An 18,747-nucleotide genomic window follows, 5' to 3' on the forward strand; every position below is an offset into this window, starting at 1 on the left:
GCCCCTGGTGGTCAACTCAAGGATTGCTTATGACCTCTCCGACCTACAATCAGGCCCTGCTCGAGATGGCCACCCAGAGCCTGGCCGAACTGGCCCGCACCGCCGAGCAAAAGGCGGGCAAGCGCACTCCGGCGCAAGAGAGCCACTTTCTCTGCACCTGGATGGCCGACTCCCTCAAGGAGAAGCGCTTCTCCCGTCTGGTGATGGAAGATTTGAAAGCTTGGGTGCAGCTTGGCCGAACCCTCGGCGCGGGTGCCGATCTCAAGGGATTGCTGGAGCGCATCGCCTTCCAATACCAGTGCGCCATGACCAATCCGCAGCAATTGGGAGCCAAGCTGGCGGCCCTGCTGGAGGAGCTCTCAGCGGCAGGCTGGCTGGTGCTGACCGAGAGCGAGGTGAACGCCAAGCTGCGCCTGCAATCGGGCGGTCAGGCGAGCTTAGTGGTAAGCCATAGCGAATATGAAGGCCATATCGAGGACGGTGAGCTTGTCAAACCCCTCACCCTCTATGTGCGCGGTGACGAGAAGGTGCTGGCCGAGGCGGCTTTCAAGCACGGCCTGCTGCTGAGCCAGGGCAACAAGAAGACCACCCTGGTCAAACATCACAAGGCCTACCGGCTGATGCCGGACAACGCCCAACCGGCGCTGGCACTGCTGAGCGAGGCCCGCCAAGGCGCCTGATCCCGCCTGTTTTCAACAATAAAAACGGCAGACCCTCATTTAAAGCAGGGCCTGCCGTTTTTTATTGTTCGATGTTTGATGATGAGGTTGGGTAGTCGTTTAGCGGATCTTGATGCCAATCTGGCCCGCGTCACACCACTCGAACATCACCTCCTCGCTCTTGCCGCAGCAACTGCCACCACAGACCCGGCTTTCACGCTTGATGACCCGCCCCTTGCGCATCCAGACGCCGAGCATGGCCTCCACCGCATCTTCCGAGGTGTGGAAATGGCGAGCCAGATCGCGCCGGCTCACCTTCTGCTGCGCGGCGAGGTAATCCCCCAGCTCGCGCAGGATCATAAGGTCACCACCTTGCGGGCAACGATGTCACCGTGACGGCGACCGGCCCACCAGAGCAGTACCAGAGAGAGGCCGTAGCTGGCGATCCAGAACAAGCTCTGTTCCGGGTGAGCGGCGAAGGTGGCCACCTGATAGAAGAGGGTCGCGCACATAAAGGCCATATAGTTGCACCATACCGCCGTCATCAGCGCCCACTGACGACCGGTTTCCCGCACCAGCGCGCCCATGGCGGCGGCGCAAGGCATGTAGAGCAGCACGAACAAGAGGTAGGCAAAGGCACCGACCGCCCCGTCGAAGTGGGTCTGCATATTGCCGTAGGTGGAAACATCGACCTCCTGCGCTTCGGCAGCTGCCTGCTGATCATCCAGCTCACCGACAGACAATCCCATGGGGTCACTCGGGTTGATCTCCGCCAGATTAGCCGCCACGGCATCGATCGCCTCGTGGAAGCTGGCCACCAGCGAGAACTCGCTCTCCTCCTCTGCATCGCCACCACCGGCGTAGAGGCTGTTGAGGGTCCCGACCACCGCCTCTTTGGCGAAAATACCGGTGACGATACCGACCGTGGCCTGCCAGTTGTCATCGCGTACACCGATGGGGTGCAGCACCGGGGTCACCGCCTGGCTGATCTTGCTCAGGACCGAGCTCTCCTGCTCCTGATGGCCAAAGCTGCCATCGGTGCCGAGCGAATTGAGCACGCTCAGCACGGCAACCACCAGCACGATGGTTTTACCTGCGCCAAAGACGAAGGATTTGAGCTTCTGCCAGGTCTTGATGGCAACGTTGACCGGACGCGGCCACTCGTAATCCGGCATCTCCATCAGCATGGAGTCGCTCTTGCCCGGCAGCAGGGTGCTGCGCAGCAACAGGCCGGTGAGCACCGCCACCAGAATGCCGATGAGGTAGAGACCGAACACCAGGTTCTGGCCAGACTCGGGGAAGAAAGCCACCGCAAACAGTGCGTAAACCGGCAGACGGGCACCGCACGACATAAAGGGGGCCATGGCGGAGGTCATCAGCCGCTCCCGCTCGGAGTTGAGAGTACGGGTCGCCATCACCGAGGGGACGGTACAGCCAAAGCCCATCAGCATCGGCACGAACGCCTTGCCCGGCAGGCCGAGGCGGCGCATCAGAGCATCCACCACGAAGGCGGCACGGGCCAGATAGCCGGAGCTCTCCAGCACCGCGAGGAACAGATAGAGGCAGCCAATCACCGGAATAAAGGTGGCCACGGTCTGCAAGCCGACGCCAAAGCCATCAGCCAGAATGGCACCCAGCCACTCGGGGGCATTGACCAGCCCCAGCAGGTGGTGCACCCCATCGACAAACAGGGCGCCGCCCATGATGTCGAAGAAGTCGATAAAGGCGCTGCCGACGTTGATGGCAAACAGGAACATCAGGTACATGACAAACAGGAAGAAGGGGATGCCAATCCAGCGATTGAGCAGCACCCGATCCAGCCACTCGCTCTGGGCCTCGGTGAGCTTGCCCTTCTGCTGACGAGCCTGTTGTACCCACTGGTGGATATGGCCGTAGCGAATATCCGCCAGTTGCAGGTCGATATCCTGTCCCTGATGGGCGCGAGCCACTACATTGGCTGCGGCCGCCTGCTGACCGGGCAGCAGGGTCTCCTGCATCACCGCATCCTCTTCCAGCAGGCGCAGGGCGCGGCCACGGGTAGTGAGATGATGCGGGGCGAGCAGGGTCTCCAGCTCCGCCAGATCGGTTTCAAGCGCGTTGCCGTAATCGAGCTGCAAGGCGGCTTGCGGCTGACCGATAAACTGCCGGATCTGCTGCTTGAAGGCGGCAACCTGCTTGCTGTTGTGGGCAGAGAGGGCCACCACCGGGCAACCGAGGGATTTGCCGAGCTTGCTCTCGTCGATGACGATGCGGCGCTTTTGCAGGATATCCAGCTTGTTGAGCACCACCACCATGGGCAGGCCCAGTTCGCGCAGTTGCAGCGTGAGGTAGAGGGAGCGCTCCAGATTGGCGGCGTCGATGACGTTGAGCAGCAGGTCGGGTTGTTGGCCCTGGGCAAAGCGGCTGGCAATCTGCTCGTCCAGACTGCCATCCTGACTGGCCAGGCTATAGATGCCGGGCAGATCCATCAGCTTGAAGTGATGCTCACCCGCGCTGAACTCACCCATCTTCTTGTCGACGGTGACACCACTCCAGTTGCCTACCTGCTGGCGGGCGCCGGTCAGGGCGTTGAACAGGGAGGTCTTGCCGCTATTGGGGTTACCTACCGTTACCAGGGAATAATTCATACCAGCTCTACCTCTATTTTCTTCTGAACCCGCCGCCTGCGTGTGGCAAGCTGCTTTGCAGGTTCGACTTCTTGTCTCTGAACCGCTCCCGGTGACGTTTCTAAACGGGAGCGGCAGCCGAGCAGGGGGTTATACCGGCTCGACTTCTATTTGCTGGGCCAGACTCTTTTGCATGGAGAGACAGATCCCCTGGCACTGGATCTGGAGCGGGTCCCCCAGGGGGGCGGAGCGCAGATAGATGACTTCAGTCTGGGGCAACAGGCCCATCACCATCAGTTTGCGGCGCAGCGGCCGGGCGAGCTGATTCATATTCTTGATGCGAGCACTCTGTCCCGGTGACAACTGCGTGAGTACCATGACTGACTCCTGAAGTTAAACAATAATAATTCGCTTTTACTTGGGGCATTATAAGCTGTGTCTTCAACTTTTATTTGAGTAAAATCAAACTCCGCTTAGCTAACCCATAAAGTAATGCCATGAGTCACGACAACAACAGCCGCCTCGTTTACAGCACAGATGGCGGCATGATCAAGGAGCAGAGCGCTCCCCAATCCGCCTCCCCCTTCCCCACCGACGGCACCGTGCGCATTCGCCGCGAGACCAAGGGGCGCAAGGGTGCCGGGGTGATCACCATTCATGGCGTACCCGCCGATCAGCAAAAATCCCTGGCCACCCAGCTCAAGAAAAAGTGCGGCACCGGTGGTGGTATCAAGGAGGGAGTGATCGAGATCCAGGGGGATAAACGGGACCTGATCAAAACCGAGCTGGAGAAAGCCGGTTTCAGCGTCAAGCTGGTGGGTGGCTGATCCCCTTGTCACTCATGCGGTTTTTCCCTAGAATGCCCGCTCCCATCGAGGGGGAGTAGTCTCGCACACCGGTGCCATCCATTGCATGAATACCGGTTTGCGACCCTGATCAACATACTTGGTGCCAAATCACCATGGTCAGGGTGATCCATGCCAGCCATGGATTTGACAAGACCTTTGACGGGCCAGTGCCAATACCGGGGACGGATGGCGCAGGCTTGTCTTTGGTTTATAACAATTCCGTCCCCCGGTCATTTTTATGGAAGCCTTGTTAACCTCAACCCTCAGCGTCGCCATTGCCGAAATCGGCGATAAAACCCAGCTGTTGGCGTTGCTGCTCATCTGCCGTTTTCGCAAGCCCTGGCCCATCATCGCCGGCATGCTGGCGGCTACCTTGCTCAACCATGCGGGCGCTGCCTGGATTGGTGAGTTCATCAGCCGCTGGCTCGATCCCAAGATAATGACCTGGCTGGTCGCCATCGCCTTTATCGCCATGGCTATCTGGATTTTGGTGCCGGACAAGATGGATGACGAGGAGAGCTCGCTGGATAAATACGGCCCCTTTATGGCTACCTTCGTGCTCTTCTTCATCGCCGAAATTGGCGACAAGACCCAGATTGCCACCGTGCTGCTGGCCGCCAAATATGACTCTCTGGTGCAGGTCATTACCGGGACGACCCTCGGCATGATGCTGGCCAACGTGCCTGTGGTGCTGATCGGCAAGCTGGGGGCAGACAAGCTGCCGCTCAAGGGGATCCGCATCGCCTGCGCCATCCTCTTCGTCGGCCTCGGGGTGAGCACCCTGATCTTTGCCTGATCGCCTTTTCCGCTGACCAAGCCCTCCCCTGTGGAGGGCTTTTTGTTTGCTGCTTTGTCTATTGCGTAACCCGCTGTCGCAACCACCAGCCGCAGAGCCAAGGGGCAGTGCACGGTTGCGGGTGCCTCATGCCATAATGGGGCAAACCTCGTGGAGTCCCCCCATGCACAACATATCAAGAGAGACGCTTCTCGAATGGGTCAAACAGGGACGGCTGGCGCCAGAGAAGCTGGCGGACGCCCTGACCCTCGCCGATCTTCCCCCCCATCCGGCGCGCTGGCAGTGGCTGTTTGACCGGCTGCTGCTGTGGCTCGGTGCCCTCTGTATCGGGGCTGGCCTCATCTTCTTCGTCGCCTTCAACTGGCAAGAGCTGGGCCGGGTCTCCCGCCTCGCCCTGCTGGAGGCACCGCTGCTCGCCATGCTGCTTCTGCTGTGGCGCAAACCGCTGGGGGATACCCCCCGTCAGGCGCTGCTGCTCGCTATCGCCCTCAATATCGGCGCCCTGCTGGCGCTGGTGGGTCAAACCTACCAGACCGGCGCCGATCCCTGGCAGCTGTTCGCCACCTGGGCGCTGATGCTGGTGCCGCTGGCGACATTTGGCCAAAGTCCCCTGCTCTGGACCTTGAGCTGGCTGCTCGGCCAGCTGGCGCTGGTACTCTACTGGCGGCTCGGCCTGTTCACGTTCTTCTTTACCTTCGATGAAGAGGGATTGGGCTGGTGCCTTACCCTGCTCAACGCTGCCCTCTGGGGTCTGCTTCTGCTGGCACCAAACCGCTGGCGCCTGATGCCAAGCTGGCTGGCGGGCCTGGCCGCAGGTCTGGGGGCCACCCTGCTCACCCTGCTGGCGCTGTTTGATGCCGCCTCCCCGCTGGTGTGGCCGCTCTGGCTTGGCTGGCTCGCTGCGGCCTATGCCCTGTGGCATCACAGATTTATCGCCGGACTCGCCATGGGGTGCCTCAGCCTGATTGCCGTCATCCTCGCGGCGCTGGGCAAGTGGATGGAGCCCGACATCAACGGCTTTTTGCTGCTGAGCCTGATTGCCATCGGCCTTTCGGTCACCGCCGCCCGCTGGCTGCAACAACAACGGAGGTCTCATGAGTGATCTGACCCTTTGGCAAGCGCTGCAACAGGCCAATCTGGTGGAAGGGGAGATGCCCCGTGATACCCAACCCCACTGGTCGAGCCGCTTTCTGCTCGGGCTGGTGGGCTGGATTGCCGCCCTGTTCCTGCTCTTTTTCCTGTTTCTCACCTTCGAGCAGCTGACCCGCGAGGCCAACAGCGCCCTGCTGCTGGGGGCCGTGCTGCTTGCGGGGGCCTACGCCCTCAATCGCAGCCAAAGCGGCGATCTCTGGGATCAGTTCGTGCTGGCCCTCACCCTGGCGGCCGATGCCTGGCTGCTCTATGGCCTGCTCGATCAGCTGGATCTCCATCACGCCCTGCTCTGGTTCGGTCTGTGCCTGCTCTCCCTTGCCATCGCCGTGCTGTTCGATCACTGGCTGGTGCGTCTGTTTCACAGCGTGGCGGCGGCCCTGCTGCTCACCCTTGGCCTCGCTTGCCTCGGGCTGCAACTGCTGGCGCTGCCGCTGGTGATGGCGGCCATCACCTTCTGCTGGCTGCGGGCAGATAGGGATCCAGAGCGTCACCAGCTCTACCACTCCATCACGCTGGGGCTCGCCCTCTCCCTGCTGGTGCTGGGCCGTCTGCACCATCCGCTCTGGGATGGCGGCAGCAGCATGCTGGACGAACTGGGGCTGTCCCGCCTGCCGCTCTGGCTCAATCCCCTGCTCTGCGCCGCCCTGCTGCTGGCGGTGATGGTGAAACTGAGGCTCCCCCTGCTGTTTGGCCTGCCGCTGGTGCTGATCAGCACCATCATCCCCGGCATGGGGGCAGGCGCACTGGTGCTGATCCTCGGGTTTTATGCCGGCAGTCTGGGGCTGATGACCCTCTCGGCCCTGCTGCTGCTCGGCTATGGCTCGCTCTATTACTACGATCTGGGGCTCACCCTGATGACCAAATCCTGGCTGCTGCTGGGCTCCGGCATCCTGCTGCTGGGGGCCCGCCAACTGCTCACCACCTTTGCGGCAAGGAGCGACTCATGAAACCCGTCACCCGACAGCTCGCCCTGTTGCTGAGCGGCCTCGCCATCCTGGCAGGCATCAATGCCACCGTCTGGCGCTATGAGCACGCCATGAGCAGCGGCGAAGTGGTGCTGCTGCGGCTCGCTCCGGTCGATCCCCGCTCTCTGATGCAGGGGGATTACATGCGGCTCAACTATGAAATTGCCCGCGAGCTGACCAGCCGCGACGCCCGTACTACTCAAAACAATGGCAGCGACACCCTGGTGATCCGCCTCGATGCCCATCAGGTGGCCAGTCTGGTGGCCGATGGCAAACCGGATCGACTCGCCAGCGATGAGCGGCTATTGCAAGTGCACCAGAGCGAGCGGCAGTGGCAGATCGGCCCCGATGCCTACTTCTTTGAAGAGGGCACGGGGGAGCAGTACGAGGCAGCCCGCTACGGCGAGTTCCGGCTGCAAGCGGATGGCAAGACCCTGCTGGTGGGGCTGCGGGATGAGGCCTACCAGCCCATCGGGCAGATCCGCGCCCGCTGGTAACGGCAGTGAGTGGCTATTTACTCTGTTCATGGTCACACTCAAGGGAAGGTTGATCGCTAAGGATGTTCCCAATGAGGATATGGCTGATCTGTCATCTGTTGCTGCTCTGCTGGGCCTCGACGGCCAGGGCTGATCTGGGCAAGCTCGAGTACCTCACCGAAGAGTACCCCCCCTACAACTACAGCGATCCGCAAGGCCAGCCCACCGGCCTTGCGGTCGATCTGCTGCAGATGATCTGGCAACACAGCGGCGTGCCCCCCCAGCCGGTGCGCATTCTGCCCTGGGCGCGAGGTTATTACTTGCTAACCCAGAAGCCCAACGTGGTGCTTTTCTCCACCGCCCGCACCCAGGCGCGGGAGGATCTCTTCAAGTGGGTCTGCCCCATCGGCTACTCGGAGTACATACTGCTGGGCCGCACAGCGCAGAACATCACCCTGACCGCCTTCGATCAGATGAGCCAGTACAAGATCAGTGCGGTGCGCTCGGACGCCGCCGAGCAGCTGCTGCTCAACAACGGCATGGATGACAACAACATCATCCCGGCCAACCGCCTGTCGCAGGGGTTGAAGATGTTGCTCTCCGGCCGCGCCGACCTGCTCGCCACCAGCAAGCTGGCGGGATATGACGCTATCCGCGAACTGAAGCTCCATGGCGACGACTTCAATGTGGCCATGGTGCTGAGCGCCGAGCAGCTCTGCTACGCCTTCAGCCGTCAGGTGCCAGACAGCGAGATCACCCTCTTTCAGCAGGGCCTGACCCGCGCCCTCGCCTCGGAAGAGTTTCGCAAATTGCAGGCCAAATACCTGCCGGTGCGCTGAGCACTCACTCACCCGATGGGCAGCGGTTCGCTGCCCATTTTATTGATGAAAGATGCAATAGAGGTGGCTAGCTATTCCCGCCGCAAGCAGTCAAACTGGGCTACATGGTTGATTGTGAAGGATCTTTCCCGTGCGGACATGGCACCTACCTCATCTGCTACTGCTCTTGTGGGCCACCTTCGCGCAGGCCGATCCGGGCAAGCTCGAGTATCTGAGCGAAATCTCTCCCCCGTTTAATTTCAGCGACCAACAAGGGATGCCGACCGGATTGTCGGTGGAGCTGATGCAGCTTATCTGGAAAGCGCGGGGCGTGTCGCCCCAGCCCATCCGCATTCTGCCCTGGGCCCGGGGCTACAACCTGCTGCAACAAAAACCCAATGTGGTGCTGTTTGCCACCGCCCGTACCCCACAGCGGGAAGCGCTTTTCAAGTGGGCCTGCCCCATCGATCACTCGGAGTTTGTGCTGCTGGGGCGCAAGGCGGACAACATCACCCTCGGCTCGGTGGCCGAGATCAGCCGCTACAAGGTCGGCGTGGTGCGCTCCACCGTCTCCAAACAGCTGCTGCTCGAACGCGGTATCGATGAGCGCCAGCTGATGCTGGCCAACCGCCTCACCCAGGCGGCCAAAATGCTCACCTCAGGTCGCGCCGATCTGTTTGCGACCAACAAGCTGGCGGGCTATCAAACCCTGCAACAACTGGGCTTCAAGCCGGATGACTTTCATGTCGCCTTCGTGCTGGATGCCAGACCGCTCTGCTACGCCTTCAGCCGTCAGGTGCCCGACAGCGAGGTCGCCCTCTTTCAGCAGGCGCTGACCCACGTCGTCGCCTCGGCGGATTTCTCGGCCCTGCAAGCCAAGTACCTGCCGCTGCGCTAACGCCCTGCTCGCCGTCGACATAGGGCGCTGGATGGCGGCCGCCCTCACGCATTTTTGCCAAACATGCTCCATCGCCTTGGCGAAATCGGCCAGCTTGGTCACACTTGAGCAGATATTCCCTTGATCAGGATGGCAAAAATGAAACCATGGATTGGATTGGCCGGGGCGCTGCTGGCCACCCTCGCACAGGCGAGTCCTGAGCTCGGCAAACTGCACTACATCACCGAAGAGTACAAACCCTACAACTACGCCGATGCCAGCGGTGCCCCCACCGGCCTCGCAGTCGAGCTGCTGCAACTGGTGTGGAAAAAGACCAATACGCCGGCGCAGCCCATCACCATCATGCCGTGGGCGCGCGGTTACTACCTGCTGACCCAAAAGCCCAATGCGGTGCTCTTCTCCACCGCCCGCACCCAGGCGCGGGACCCCCTGTTCAAGTGGGCCTGTCCCGTCGGCTATATCGAAGTCGTGCTGGTAGGGTTGGCCGAGCGCAATATCACCATCACCAAGCTCGACGATGCCAAGGCGTTCAATATCGGGGCGGTGCGGGCCGATGTGGGGGAGCAACTGCTGCTCAACAACGGCTTTGACGAGACCAGGCTGATGACTGCCAATCGGCTATCACAAGCGCTCAAGATGCTCACCTCCGGCCGGGTTGATCTGCTGTCAACTCACAAGACCACCATGGAGATGCTGGTCGCAGAGCAAAAGATCGACCCAGCCAGCTTCAAGGAGCAGTGGGTGCTGAGCTCGGAGCAGCTCTGCTTCGCCTTTAGCCATCCGGTGAGCGACGAGCTGGTCAAGGAGTTCCAGACCGGTTTGACCCAGGTGCTGGCGAGCAGCGAATACCCGCTGCTGCACAGCAAATACTTCCCTACCCCCGCCGCCAAATAGCGGCGCGGCGTCGAGCGCCAACAACAAGGGGCCCACCGCGGGCCCCTTCGCTTTTTCCGTTTGCGCTCCCCTCTTTTACCTTTTGCGTCCCCCTCGCGGCGTCACCCCACCGCCCCGCTACGACCAAACCCCGACAATCATCAACTAATCACCAATTAATAAAAGTTTGTGCCAGCGCAAAAAATCACTCCTTTCTGATAGTTAGCCCATCAAAACCATAGATAAGACCACTCTGGCTCCGTAATATGGCGACGGGCGTCTGTTGACCCCTTTTCCGAGATCAATGGTCAACGGCGCAATCTGGTAGCGACAGTCAGGGGCGGTAGCGACTTTAGCGTAGGGTCGATTAGCGAAGCGTAATCGTCCGCGGTAACCGTCCCCTCTCCACTTGCGGGAGAGGGCTAGGGTGAGGGGTCGGTAACGTCATTGCATAGCGGAATATCGCCCCCCTCATTGGCATGGCTTCGCCATGCAGGACACGAGGACTCCGTCCTCGACGGGGTTTCGCCGCCGCAGCGCGGCTTGGCGAGTGACTTTGGAAAGACCCGCTCTCTTTGGCAAATAACACCAAAAGTCTTCTCCCCCACTTGTTCGCCCTCCTGCGTCGGGTTCCCTCGGTTCACCCGTTTGTCCCACGGCATGCGCCGATGGGCTTTGACCTTCGCCATCCCTGGCGTCGGTCAAAGTCCGCTACGGACATCCATGTCCTTGCGCCAAACCGGGCCGAGCGTTGCTCGTCCAATACCGGTTTGGCCCATGGCACAGCGGCGCTCGCTCGGCATCCTGCCTCGCGGCCTGGACAAACGGTCTCACCTCGGCGAACAACAGGGGGCAACTCCCAACCCGCCGCACCGAGGTTGGTTAACAGCATCAGGTGTATTCGAGACTGTGATCGGGAGAGACGTTATCTCTGATCCGCCCCTCGCCCACTCTATTACGAGGTTAGATTGTCGCACTTATGCAACAGGTGTCATCGATATGGTTGCCCAAGGAAAAATAACTGTGAGTACAACAGCAAGCGGCACACATCCTTATCGGGGAACGGTTTTATATTGAAGGCCCGATAGTGAGTATTTCACAGTAATAACACCTTATTTCTCGAACGTCCGATTACGCTTCGCTAATCGAACCTACGACCCTGAATATTATACAGCTATCATTCATGTCAAAATATTTACGCCTAAAAACATCGAGGTAACTAATGTTAAAAAGGATAAAATTAGTTCAAGGAATTGGTAATTACACACAAACTAGAGCAAGCGGAATTGAATTAACAGATGTAACTGTTGTTTATGGAGAGAACCGATACGGGAAAAGTACTTTATGCGATATAATATACTCTCTTTCTGAAGACTCACCCGAAATAATATTAAATAGGAAAACTATCCCCAATAATCCAGCTAAGCCACCAAAAGTAGAGCTTCTATTTTCAACAAGCACTGGGAATGTAATTTCTAACTTTGATAATGGGCAATGGCAAACAAAAACACCTGCTTGCTCAAGACTATATGTCTTCGATCAAAATTTCATTCATCGCAATGTTATTACAGGCCAAAGGCAAGAACGTCCGAACTCAGAGAACATGACAAGTTTCATACTTGGAGAAGAAAATACGATTTTATATACAGCCCTTGCAGACATGAATAGAAATCTGAGGGATGAACGCCGCAATCTTAATGAAATCGAACGCCAGTTAAATACTCACGCTGTAGGAAATGCAGAACAATACTCAACAACGATATTACCACTCCAAACGAAAGAGCAATTAGAATCAAACTTTCAAACACTAGAGATAGCGAAGCAACAGCTCGAAAGCACAATGCAAAATATCGACTATATAAAACGTCGAAGCATCCTCACGGTCGTTGGACAACAAGTAAACTTCCAACAAGTAATTTCACAAATAAATACTGTACTGACCTCTAGTATCCAAAATGTACACCAAGACTCGTTAGGTGTATTAAAAAGGCACATGGACAAACATGTAGAAAATGTCTCCACATTTAAAGGTTGGGCCGCTCAGGGTCTTGTTCAGATAAAAGATGCCTGTCCATTTTGTGGTCAAGGCCTAAGTGTCGATGCTATAACTCTTATCTCATCTTATCAACAAGCATTTAATGCTGAATTTGATAGATTTAATTCTGATACGAGAACAACTCTCAACAGTCTTCGCAAACCGTTTCAAATCCCACATATTCGCGAACAATTACAACAGCAACACTTAAGTAATTGCCAAATAGTAGGGATATACGTTGAGCCGCAGATCACTAGCAATCCAGAATTAGCACCATTGATCGCAGCATTAGATCAAAAAATTCAAATAATATTGGCAACGTTTGATGCTGTATTTGCACGAAGCCAAGAGGCAACAACTTTTTGGACTCCTCGGTTAGAACAGAAGTTTGCTACACCGTATGAACAAGCTGAAGTAATGGCCTTTGACCACTTACTTGTAGCATCTAGAGATTACAACCAAGCCATTTATGAATACTGGCAAGTCACAGAGCAAATCAACACACTGCTCAATGCATACAAAAACTCGCTTGATGTAGCACAGATAAATATTCAGCTAATCGAAATCAATAGGCAGCAAAGCCAAATTCAAACCTTTTTAAAAAGAATATATCTTGAGCCACTCTGTACCTCATATCGGCAAAAGCAAGCAGAAGTTACAGCTTTAGAAGCCGCTTATAAAGCAAGAAAACAGCAGCTAGATCAATCTCAAAGTACATATCTGGATACGTATTTTAGTCAGATTAATAGTCTTTTCCGTCAATTAGGATCTAGTAATTTTGAAATAATTAAAGCACCTAATAATAGAGGACAACAAACAGTTTATGATCTGAAAGTTAAATTTAAAGGTGAAGATATTCCAGCCGATAGAGTCAACACAATTTTTAGTGAGTCTGATCGCCGAGCGTTAGCTCTATGTATTTTCCTTGCAAAAGTAATGTCGCTGCCCCCAGAAAGCAAAGAAAAAGCAATTTTAGTTTTAGATGACCCAGTTACCAGTTTTGACAATGAGAGAATAGCTTTAATTTTAAACAAACTTGATGAGATTCAACGAACTATAAAGCAGGTTATTATTACCACACATTATAAGGGAATGGCATCTAAATCTGTTAAGAAATTCAAACGATGTGCAAAAGCAATAAGACTACATCATGGTGCAGATACATGTTCTATTGAAGAAGTTGATATTGACAACATGATGGCAACAGAACACGACATTGCGTTTGATAAAATCAAGTCTTTTGTTGACAGAGAAAGCAACACTGACATTCTTACAAGTTTGCGACCATTTTTTGAAGAAGAAATAAGGCATAGATATAAGAAACAGCTTAGAGAATTAGGACATACCAAATCTGATCTATCAGTATGTACTGCAGCATTAAGAGATCATGGCTTTATGAGTTCAGACACGGAGGCTAAATTGAGTGCTATTAGAGATACACTCAACACTCCAATGCATGAAATAGGAAATGACACTCTTGAAAATACTAGGGCATTAGCTGGAGATATTTTAGATGTTATATATAATCGACTGAATTTTCATTTATAGACTGAATTTTGGTGTTTTTTTATATCTTAGTCACGCGATAGTTTTTTATACAATCCAGCAACGTTAGTCCCCTCACCCTGGCCCTCTCCCGCAAAGGGAGAGGGCATCTGAGCGAAGAATGCCGAGGCTTCGGCAAACCACAAACAAAAAAACCGCAGCCTTGAGCTGCGGTTTTTATTTCTATTCCCCAAACGCACTTATATCCCAACCAAAAAACTATTTCCCCAACCCCTTGCACTGCTCTCCCCCTGCGGCGGGATAGGCGGTGAACGTCTCATAGAGGGCGGCGCGCAGGCTGCCGGATTGGCAGAAGTCGCAGCTGCCGCCAGCGTCGATATCGGTGATACGGGCGCCTTGCGGCCCGTCCAGTACCAGATAGGTACTGACAAAACGGTAGGTGCCGCTGGGGGCGTCGAGCGGGGTGCCCGGCTCGCCAAAGGTGAAGCGCACCTTGACCTCGCTGCGATCCCGGCTGCCGGCAATGGCGCGCGAGGAGAGGATCTCCGAGCCCAGCAGGTTATCCCAGGCGTTGGGTAGGAAGGGGTTGCCCTCGACAAAGGGGGGCTTCTCGTCGGGGGCCTCGCCGGTAGCTATTTCGCGCGCCTTGGAGGCGGCATTGAGCAGGCAGAGCAGCTCGGGGGAGACGATAGTGGGCAGCGCGCCGCCAAGATCACTCTGATAGAGGCCACTCGGTTTGACTGCGCGCTCCCAGTCGAGAAACTGGGTCACCTTGGCCTTGGCGCGGGCACTGGCGGCCGGATCGAGTTTGCCGCTGGTGGCGGTGCCCGCATGGGCCAGGGCGATCAGGGCCGCCGCAGAGAGGGCCAGTACCAGCACGGGCCAGCTGGATATCTTCATGGTGCCATCTTCCTTATGTTCGCTTGCATGGGCCGCGCCTTGAACAAAGCGCCGGGCCCTGAAAAAAAGAGCGCAGCCCAAGGGCTGCGCTCTGCGTCAGGTCGTCAACCGGCGGGCCTTACGCACGGCGCCAGCTGGTCTTGCCGGCGCTGTCTTCCAGCACGATGCCCATCTCGGTGAGACGGTTGCGGGCGGCATCCGCCGCAGCCCAGTTCTTGTCGGCACGGGCCTGATTGCGCTCGGCGATCAGGCGCTCGATTTCGGCAACCTCTTCGTCCGCTTCGTCACCCTTGAGGAAAGCTTCGGGGTCTTGCTGCAGGATGCCGAGCACGGCGCCCAGCTCGCGCAGACGGGCGCCCAGCGCGGCGGCAACGGCCATGTCTTCACCCTTCTGGCGGTTGATCTCGCGCACCAGATCGAACAGGGCGGAGTAGGCTTCCGGGGTGTTGAAGTCATCATCCATCGCTTCCTTGAAGCGCGCCACCTGCTCGTCGCCACCGGCAGCAGCGGCCACCGGCAGATCGCGCAGGGCGGTGTACATGCGCTCCAGCGCGGCGCGGGCTTGCTTCAGGTTATCTTCCGAGTAGTTGAGCTGGCTGCGGTAGTGGCCAGACATCAGGAAGTAACGGACGGTTTCGGCGTCGTAGTGGGCCAGCACGTCGCGGATGGTGAAGAAGTTGCCAAGGGATTTGGACATCTTCTCTTTATCCACCATCACCATGCCGCTGTGCATCCAGGTGTTGACGTAGTCGCCACCGTGGGCGCAGCAGGACTGGGCGATCTCGTTCTCGTGGTGCGGGAACTGCAGATCGGAACCGCCGCCGTGGATGTCGAAGTGGTTGCCAAGGTGCTTGGAGTTCATGGCGGAGCACTCGATGTGCCAGCCAGGACGGCCCGGGCCCCAGGGGCTTTCCCAGGTCGGCTCGCCGGGCTTCGACATCTTCCACAGCACGAAGTCGAGCGGATTGCGCTTGGCATCGACCACGTCAACCCGGGCACCGGCTTGCAGCTGTTCCAGATCCTGGCCGGAGAGCTTGCCGTAGTCGGCGTAGGATTCGACGATAAACATCACATCGCCGTTGTCCGCCACATAGGCGTGCTCTTTTTCCAGCAGGGATTGCACCAGCTCGATGATCTCTTCGATGTGCTGGGTAGCGCGCGGTTCGATATCCGGGCGCACCATGCCGAGGGCGTCGAAGTCGGCGTGCATGTCGCCAATCAGACGCTCGGTCAGCTCGTCGCAGGTGACGCGGGTTTCAGCGGCGCGCTTGATGATCTTGTCATCCACGTCGGTGATATTGCGCACGTAGGTCAGGTCATAACCGGCGTAACGCAGGTAGCGAGCCACCACATCAAAGGCGACGAAGGTGCGGCCATGGCCGATATGACAGTGATCGTAGATGGTGACACCACACACATACATGCCCACCTTGCCCGGGTGGATAGGTTTGAATTCTTCTTTTTGACGAGTGAGTGTGTTGTATATCTTCAGCATCTTCTAACCACTGCCTGTGAGTAAAATGGTTGGTCATAATACCCCGTTCGGGGGCAGAAAACGAGGCAGAAAAGCGGGCCAATCCCGCCTGCCAGCACGGTTACGGCGCCTGAGAGACTATGCCGCCAGCCCCTGATGGGCTAGAATTGCCACCACTTTATGCCATACACCTGCGGGCACTTGGTCGCCCGCATCAAATGAAAGGACATATCATGGTCACTCTGCACACCAATCACGGCGACATCACCCTCACCCTGAACGCTGAAAAAGCCCCGGAAACCGTGGCCAACTTCCTGCAATACTGCCGTGACGGTCACTACGACAACACCATCTTCCACCGCGTCATCGACGGCTTCATGATCCAGGGCGGCGGCTATGCTCCGGGCTTTGAAGAGAAAGACACCCGCGCGCCCATCAAGAACGAAGCGGCCAACGGTCTGTCCAACAAGATCGGCACCATCGCCATGGCTCGCACCATGGAGCCGCACTCTGCCAGCGCCCAGTTCTTCATCAACGTGAACAACAACGACTTCCTCGACTTCAAATCCGCCACCACCCAGGGCTTTGGCTACTGCGTATTCGGTGAAGTGACCGCCGGCATGGACGTGGTCAACAAGATCAAGGGCGTCAAGACCGGTAACTACGGCCGCATCCACCAGGACGTGCCGGTAGAAGACGTAGTGATCACCAAGGTGACCCTTGCTGACTGATCTCTGCCGACTCGGCACTGACAAAACTGCGGCCCCGGCCGCAGTTTTTCCATCTGCCTCCCCCACTGCCAGCCCAAACTGGCGCCGCCTTGACTATCTGGCCCACGGCAACCCGCGCCAGCGCTCGGCCCATGCCCTGCTCACCGCCGGTGTGTGGGATGAGCTGGCCGCGCAGTGCGCCGATCTGGCGCTGGTGAGCACGCTCGCCATCGGCCTCGATCGGCCGGGCAGCGATCTCGATATTCTCTGCCAGCATCCTGATCCGGCGGCGTTTGCCGCTACTTTTGCAGAGCAAGGTTGGCAGGCGAGCGCCAAGGGCGGCAATATCTGGCTGCTGGAGCGCACCTTTTCCTGCCTCGACCAGAGCTGTGCAGATACCGGTTCTGACACGAGCGAGGCCAGCTGGCCGCTGGAACTCTATGTCACCCCCGCCCCCATCGAGACGCTGAACGGCTGGCGCCACCTCACCCTGATGGCGGCCCTGCTCGAGCGTTTTGGCGATGCTTTCTACCGCGAAGTGCTGCGCCAGCGCCTTGAAGAGGGATTGAAAGGGGAAGCGGCCATGTGCCGGTTGCTGGGTCTGGCGGGCGATCCTTACGTCGCCCTGCTGACGCTGGAGGGATGCAATCTGGCCGAGCTGTCATGGCAGCCGCCATCCCGTGACGATATCCATACCTCAACTGGCGCGGCGGCGCCTGCAGCACACTATTCGTCCGCTGTTGTTTCTACTACCTCTGCCACCCCTGTTTGCCCTGTTTCGACCGAGAGCCCGATCCCCACATCATGAGCACCCTCTTTATCAGTGACATTCACCTCTCTGCCCAGCGGCCCGATATGACCGCGGCACTGGTGCGCTTTCTTGAGCACGACGCCCCCGGCGCCGATGCCCTCTATGTGCTGGGGGATCTCTTCGAATTCTGGATTGGCGATGATGACCCCAATCCGCTCCATCAGCAGATGGCCGACGCCTTCTTGGCCCTGAGCCAGCAGAACGTGCCCATCTACTTTATCCACGGCAACCGTGACTTTCTGCTGGGGCAACAGTTTGCCAAGCGCGCTGGGATGACATTGCTGGGTGACCCTTGCGTTATCGACCTCTATGGGGAGCGGGTAGTGCTGAGCCACGGCGATCTGCTCTGCACCCTGGATGAGGGGTATCAGAAGTTTCGCCGCATCACCCAGCTCAAATGGCTGCGCTGGCTGTTCCTGCGTCTGCCGCTCTCCCGCCGTCAGGCCATCGCCTGCAAGATGCGCGGCCAAAGCCAGATGGAAAATGCCCACAAGAGCCAGACCATCATGGATGTGACGCCCGCGGCGGTGGACGACACCCTGCGCTCCCACGACTGCCGGATGATGATCCACGGCCACACCCACAGACCCGCCATCCACGACTTCACCCTGGACGGCCACCCCGCCCGCCGCATCGTGCTGGGGGACTGGTTCGAGCAGGGCTCGGTGCTGGTCTGTCGCCCCGGCGAGCAGCGGCTGGAAATGCGGGCGCTGGCAGAGGCTTGATAGCCCGTCAGTCCGGTTGACCACAAAGCCCCCAGCCCTCCATCACTCCCCATCGTTCGCGCCATCCGGTTCACTGCCCATCAGGCGCGAGTGAATAAGTGGTGATCGCTCACAGAACCGCAAGCTGGATGCGCCAATCCCAATCAGTACCCAAGGTTGTGTGAACCCCGTCACCTTGCCCCTTGCCAATTGAGAGGATGATGGCGCTCAGGCAGAAATGTCTTTCTCGCCAACTATTTCAACAAGTTGAGGTTTGTATGCCTGACAGCAATGCGGTCGCTCACCCGTTCGATGCCAAGAAGATCAATGTCAACGATCCCTATGAGATGAAGCAGTGGATCAAAATGTTCGAGTGCACCGAAGTCCAGCTGAAACGGGCGGTCAAGGCAGTCGGCACCTCAGGCAAGGCGATCAGAAAACACCTCAAGAAGTGAGGGCACAACCCCGTCACAAACCCGGCCCCGCTTGCGGGGCTTTTCTCATTTTGGTGTCCCG

Annotated in this window: 19 protein-coding genes; 14 read left to right on the plus strand and 5 right to left on the minus strand. The window is 57.6% G+C overall.

Going from position 1 to position 18,747, the window contains the following annotated elements; genetic code table 11:
• The first annotated feature begins 29 nt into the window (after window positions 1–29).
• Window positions 30–680: a DUF2913 family protein gene (locus AACT07_RS19810; RefSeq protein WP_069529674.1), complete on the plus strand. Its 651-nt coding sequence runs from the start codon at window positions 30–32 to the stop codon at window positions 678–680.
• Window positions 681–779: 99 nt separating this feature from the next.
• Here the strand turns inward: AACT07_RS19810 and AACT07_RS19815 are convergent, their stop codons facing one another.
• The 3 genes from AACT07_RS19815 to AACT07_RS19825 form a co-directional block, all read right to left on the minus strand.
• Complete coding sequence (locus tag AACT07_RS19815; protein ID WP_005350974.1) at window positions 780–1,019, minus strand: FeoC-like transcriptional regulator; 240 nt, start codon at window positions 1,017–1,019, stop codon at window positions 780–782.
• Window positions 1,016–3,286 carry a Fe(2+) transporter permease subunit FeoB gene (feoB, locus tag AACT07_RS19820; protein ID WP_069529676.1) on the minus strand — a complete coding sequence of 757 codons (2,271 nt, stop codon included), beginning with the start codon at window positions 3,284–3,286 and terminating at the stop codon, window positions 1,016–1,018. Before feoB ends, AACT07_RS19815 begins: the two co-directional genes overlap by 4 nt.
• 129 nt (window positions 3,287–3,415) lie before the next feature.
• Complete coding sequence (locus tag AACT07_RS19825) at window positions 3,416–3,643, minus strand: FeoA family protein (protein WP_005337384.1); 228 nt, start codon at window positions 3,641–3,643, stop codon at window positions 3,416–3,418.
• Between the two features lie 119 nt (window positions 3,644–3,762).
• Between AACT07_RS19825 and AACT07_RS19830 the strand changes: the two genes are divergently transcribed.
• The 9 genes from AACT07_RS19830 (at window position 3,763) to AACT07_RS19870 (ending at window position 13,674) form a co-directional block, all read left to right on the plus strand.
• A complete protein-coding gene (locus AACT07_RS19830; RefSeq protein ID WP_069529677.1) occupies window positions 3,763–4,092 on the plus strand; it encodes a translation initiation factor in 330 nt (109 codons plus the stop codon).
• Between the two features lie 259 nt (window positions 4,093–4,351).
• Entirely contained in the window at window positions 4,352–4,909 is a 558-nt protein-coding gene (locus AACT07_RS19835) for a TMEM165/GDT1 family protein (RefSeq protein WP_005337386.1), read from the plus strand.
• 163 nt (window positions 4,910–5,072) lie between these two features.
• Window positions 5,073–6,011, plus strand: coding sequence for a DUF2157 domain-containing protein (locus AACT07_RS19840; protein WP_069529679.1), 939 nt, complete (start codon window positions 5,073–5,075; stop codon window positions 6,009–6,011).
• Window positions 6,004–7,008: a DUF4401 domain-containing protein gene (locus AACT07_RS19845; RefSeq protein WP_069529681.1), complete on the plus strand. Its 1,005-nt coding sequence runs from the start codon at window positions 6,004–6,006 to the stop codon at window positions 7,006–7,008. Before AACT07_RS19840 ends, AACT07_RS19845 begins: the two co-directional genes overlap by 8 nt.
• On the plus strand, window positions 7,005–7,523 hold the full coding sequence (locus AACT07_RS19850) for a GDYXXLXY domain-containing protein (RefSeq protein ID WP_069529682.1): 519 nt from the start codon (window positions 7,005–7,007) through the stop codon (window positions 7,521–7,523). The genes AACT07_RS19845 and AACT07_RS19850 overlap by 4 nt, the downstream gene beginning before the upstream one ends.
• 71 nt (window positions 7,524–7,594) lie before the next feature.
• A complete protein-coding gene (locus AACT07_RS19855) occupies window positions 7,595–8,341 on the plus strand; it encodes a substrate-binding periplasmic protein (protein ID WP_069529684.1) in 747 nt (248 codons plus the stop codon).
• Window positions 8,342–8,471: 130 nt separating this feature from the next.
• Entirely contained in the window at window positions 8,472–9,218 is a 747-nt protein-coding gene (locus AACT07_RS19860; protein ID WP_058056167.1) for a substrate-binding periplasmic protein, read from the plus strand.
• A 138-nt stretch (window positions 9,219–9,356) separates the two neighbouring features.
• The gene (locus AACT07_RS19865) at window positions 9,357–10,112 is read left to right on the plus strand and encodes a substrate-binding periplasmic protein (RefSeq protein WP_042083703.1); all 756 of its coding nucleotides are present in this window, start codon (window positions 9,357–9,359) and stop codon (window positions 10,110–10,112) included.
• 1,201 nt (window positions 10,113–11,313) lie between these two features.
• Window positions 11,314–13,674 carry an AAA family ATPase gene (locus AACT07_RS19870; RefSeq protein WP_083250022.1) on the plus strand — a complete coding sequence of 787 codons (2,361 nt, stop codon included), beginning with the start codon at window positions 11,314–11,316 and terminating at the stop codon, window positions 13,672–13,674.
• Window positions 13,675–13,890: 216 nt separating this feature from the next.
• Here the strand turns inward: AACT07_RS19870 and AACT07_RS19875 are convergent, their stop codons facing one another.
• Together AACT07_RS19875 and cysS are read right to left on the minus strand one after the other, a co-directional pair.
• On the minus strand, window positions 13,891–14,532 hold the full coding sequence (locus AACT07_RS19875; protein WP_069529687.1) for a hypothetical protein: 642 nt from the start codon (window positions 14,530–14,532) through the stop codon (window positions 13,891–13,893).
• A 118-nt stretch (window positions 14,533–14,650) separates the two neighbouring features.
• Window positions 14,651–16,027 carry a cysteine--tRNA ligase gene (cysS, locus tag AACT07_RS19880; RefSeq protein WP_019445081.1) on the minus strand — a complete coding sequence of 459 codons (1,377 nt, stop codon included), beginning with the start codon at window positions 16,025–16,027 and terminating at the stop codon, window positions 14,651–14,653.
• 212 nt (window positions 16,028–16,239) lie between these two features.
• Here cysS and AACT07_RS19885 point away from each other — a divergent pair, with 212 nt between their 5' ends.
• The 4 genes from AACT07_RS19885 to AACT07_RS19900 all read left to right on the plus strand — a co-directional run bounded on the left by AACT07_RS19885 (window position 16,240) and on the right by AACT07_RS19900 (window position 18,686).
• Window positions 16,240–16,737 carry a peptidylprolyl isomerase gene (locus AACT07_RS19885; RefSeq protein WP_005337417.1) on the plus strand — a complete coding sequence of 166 codons (498 nt, stop codon included), beginning with the start codon at window positions 16,240–16,242 and terminating at the stop codon, window positions 16,735–16,737.
• Window positions 16,727–17,524: a DUF4269 domain-containing protein gene (locus AACT07_RS19890; RefSeq protein ID WP_069529689.1), complete on the plus strand. Its 798-nt coding sequence runs from the start codon at window positions 16,727–16,729 to the stop codon at window positions 17,522–17,524. The genes AACT07_RS19885 and AACT07_RS19890 overlap by 11 nt, the downstream gene beginning before the upstream one ends.
• A complete protein-coding gene (gene lpxH / locus AACT07_RS19895; RefSeq protein ID WP_069529691.1) occupies window positions 17,521–18,252 on the plus strand; it encodes a UDP-2,3-diacylglucosamine diphosphatase in 732 nt (243 codons plus the stop codon). Before AACT07_RS19890 ends, lpxH begins: the two co-directional genes overlap by 4 nt.
• Before the next feature lie 257 nt (window positions 18,253–18,509).
• Window positions 18,510–18,686, plus strand: coding sequence for a DUF3606 domain-containing protein (locus AACT07_RS19900; protein ID WP_019445078.1), 177 nt, complete (start codon window positions 18,510–18,512; stop codon window positions 18,684–18,686).
• Window positions 18,687–18,747: the final 61 nt, after the last annotated feature.

This window comes from Aeromonas sp. ANP5 (genome assembly GCF_963870295.1).
Classification (GTDB): domain Bacteria; phylum Pseudomonadota; class Gammaproteobacteria; order Enterobacterales; family Aeromonadaceae; genus Aeromonas; species Aeromonas veronii.

Coding starts and splice junctions, on each gene's coding strand:
- AACT07_RS19810 (WP_069529674.1), top strand. CDS start 30: ATGACCTCTCCGACCTACAATCAGGCCCTGCTCGAGATGGCCACCCAG.
- AACT07_RS19815 (WP_005350974.1), bottom strand. CDS start 1,019: ATGATCCTGCGCGAGCTGGGGGATTACCTCGCCGCGCAGCAGAAGGTG.
- feoB (WP_069529676.1), bottom strand. CDS start 3,286: ATGAATTATTCCCTGGTAACGGTAGGTAACCCCAATAGCGGCAAGACC.
- AACT07_RS19825 (WP_005337384.1), bottom strand. CDS start 3,643: ATGGTACTCACGCAGTTGTCACCGGGACAGAGTGCTCGCATCAAGAAT.
- AACT07_RS19830 (WP_069529677.1), top strand. CDS start 3,763: ATGAGTCACGACAACAACAGCCGCCTCGTTTACAGCACAGATGGCGGC.
- AACT07_RS19835 (WP_005337386.1), top strand. CDS start 4,352: ATGGAAGCCTTGTTAACCTCAACCCTCAGCGTCGCCATTGCCGAAATC.
- AACT07_RS19840 (WP_069529679.1), top strand. CDS start 5,073: ATGCACAACATATCAAGAGAGACGCTTCTCGAATGGGTCAAACAGGGA.
- AACT07_RS19845 (WP_069529681.1), top strand. CDS start 6,004: ATGAGTGATCTGACCCTTTGGCAAGCGCTGCAACAGGCCAATCTGGTG.
- AACT07_RS19850 (WP_069529682.1), top strand. CDS start 7,005: ATGAAACCCGTCACCCGACAGCTCGCCCTGTTGCTGAGCGGCCTCGCC.
- AACT07_RS19855 (WP_069529684.1), top strand. CDS start 7,595: ATGAGGATATGGCTGATCTGTCATCTGTTGCTGCTCTGCTGGGCCTCG.
- AACT07_RS19865 (WP_042083703.1), top strand. CDS start 9,357: ATGAAACCATGGATTGGATTGGCCGGGGCGCTGCTGGCCACCCTCGCA.
- AACT07_RS19870 (WP_083250022.1), top strand. CDS start 11,314: ATGTTAAAAAGGATAAAATTAGTTCAAGGAATTGGTAATTACACACAA.
- AACT07_RS19875 (WP_069529687.1), bottom strand. CDS start 14,532: ATGAAGATATCCAGCTGGCCCGTGCTGGTACTGGCCCTCTCTGCGGCG.
- cysS (WP_019445081.1), bottom strand. CDS start 16,027: ATGCTGAAGATATACAACACACTCACTCGTCAAAAAGAAGAATTCAAA.
- AACT07_RS19885 (WP_005337417.1), top strand. CDS start 16,240: ATGGTCACTCTGCACACCAATCACGGCGACATCACCCTCACCCTGAAC.
- lpxH (WP_069529691.1), top strand. CDS start 17,521: ATGAGCACCCTCTTTATCAGTGACATTCACCTCTCTGCCCAGCGGCCC.
- AACT07_RS19900 (WP_019445078.1), top strand. CDS start 18,510: ATGCCTGACAGCAATGCGGTCGCTCACCCGTTCGATGCCAAGAAGATC.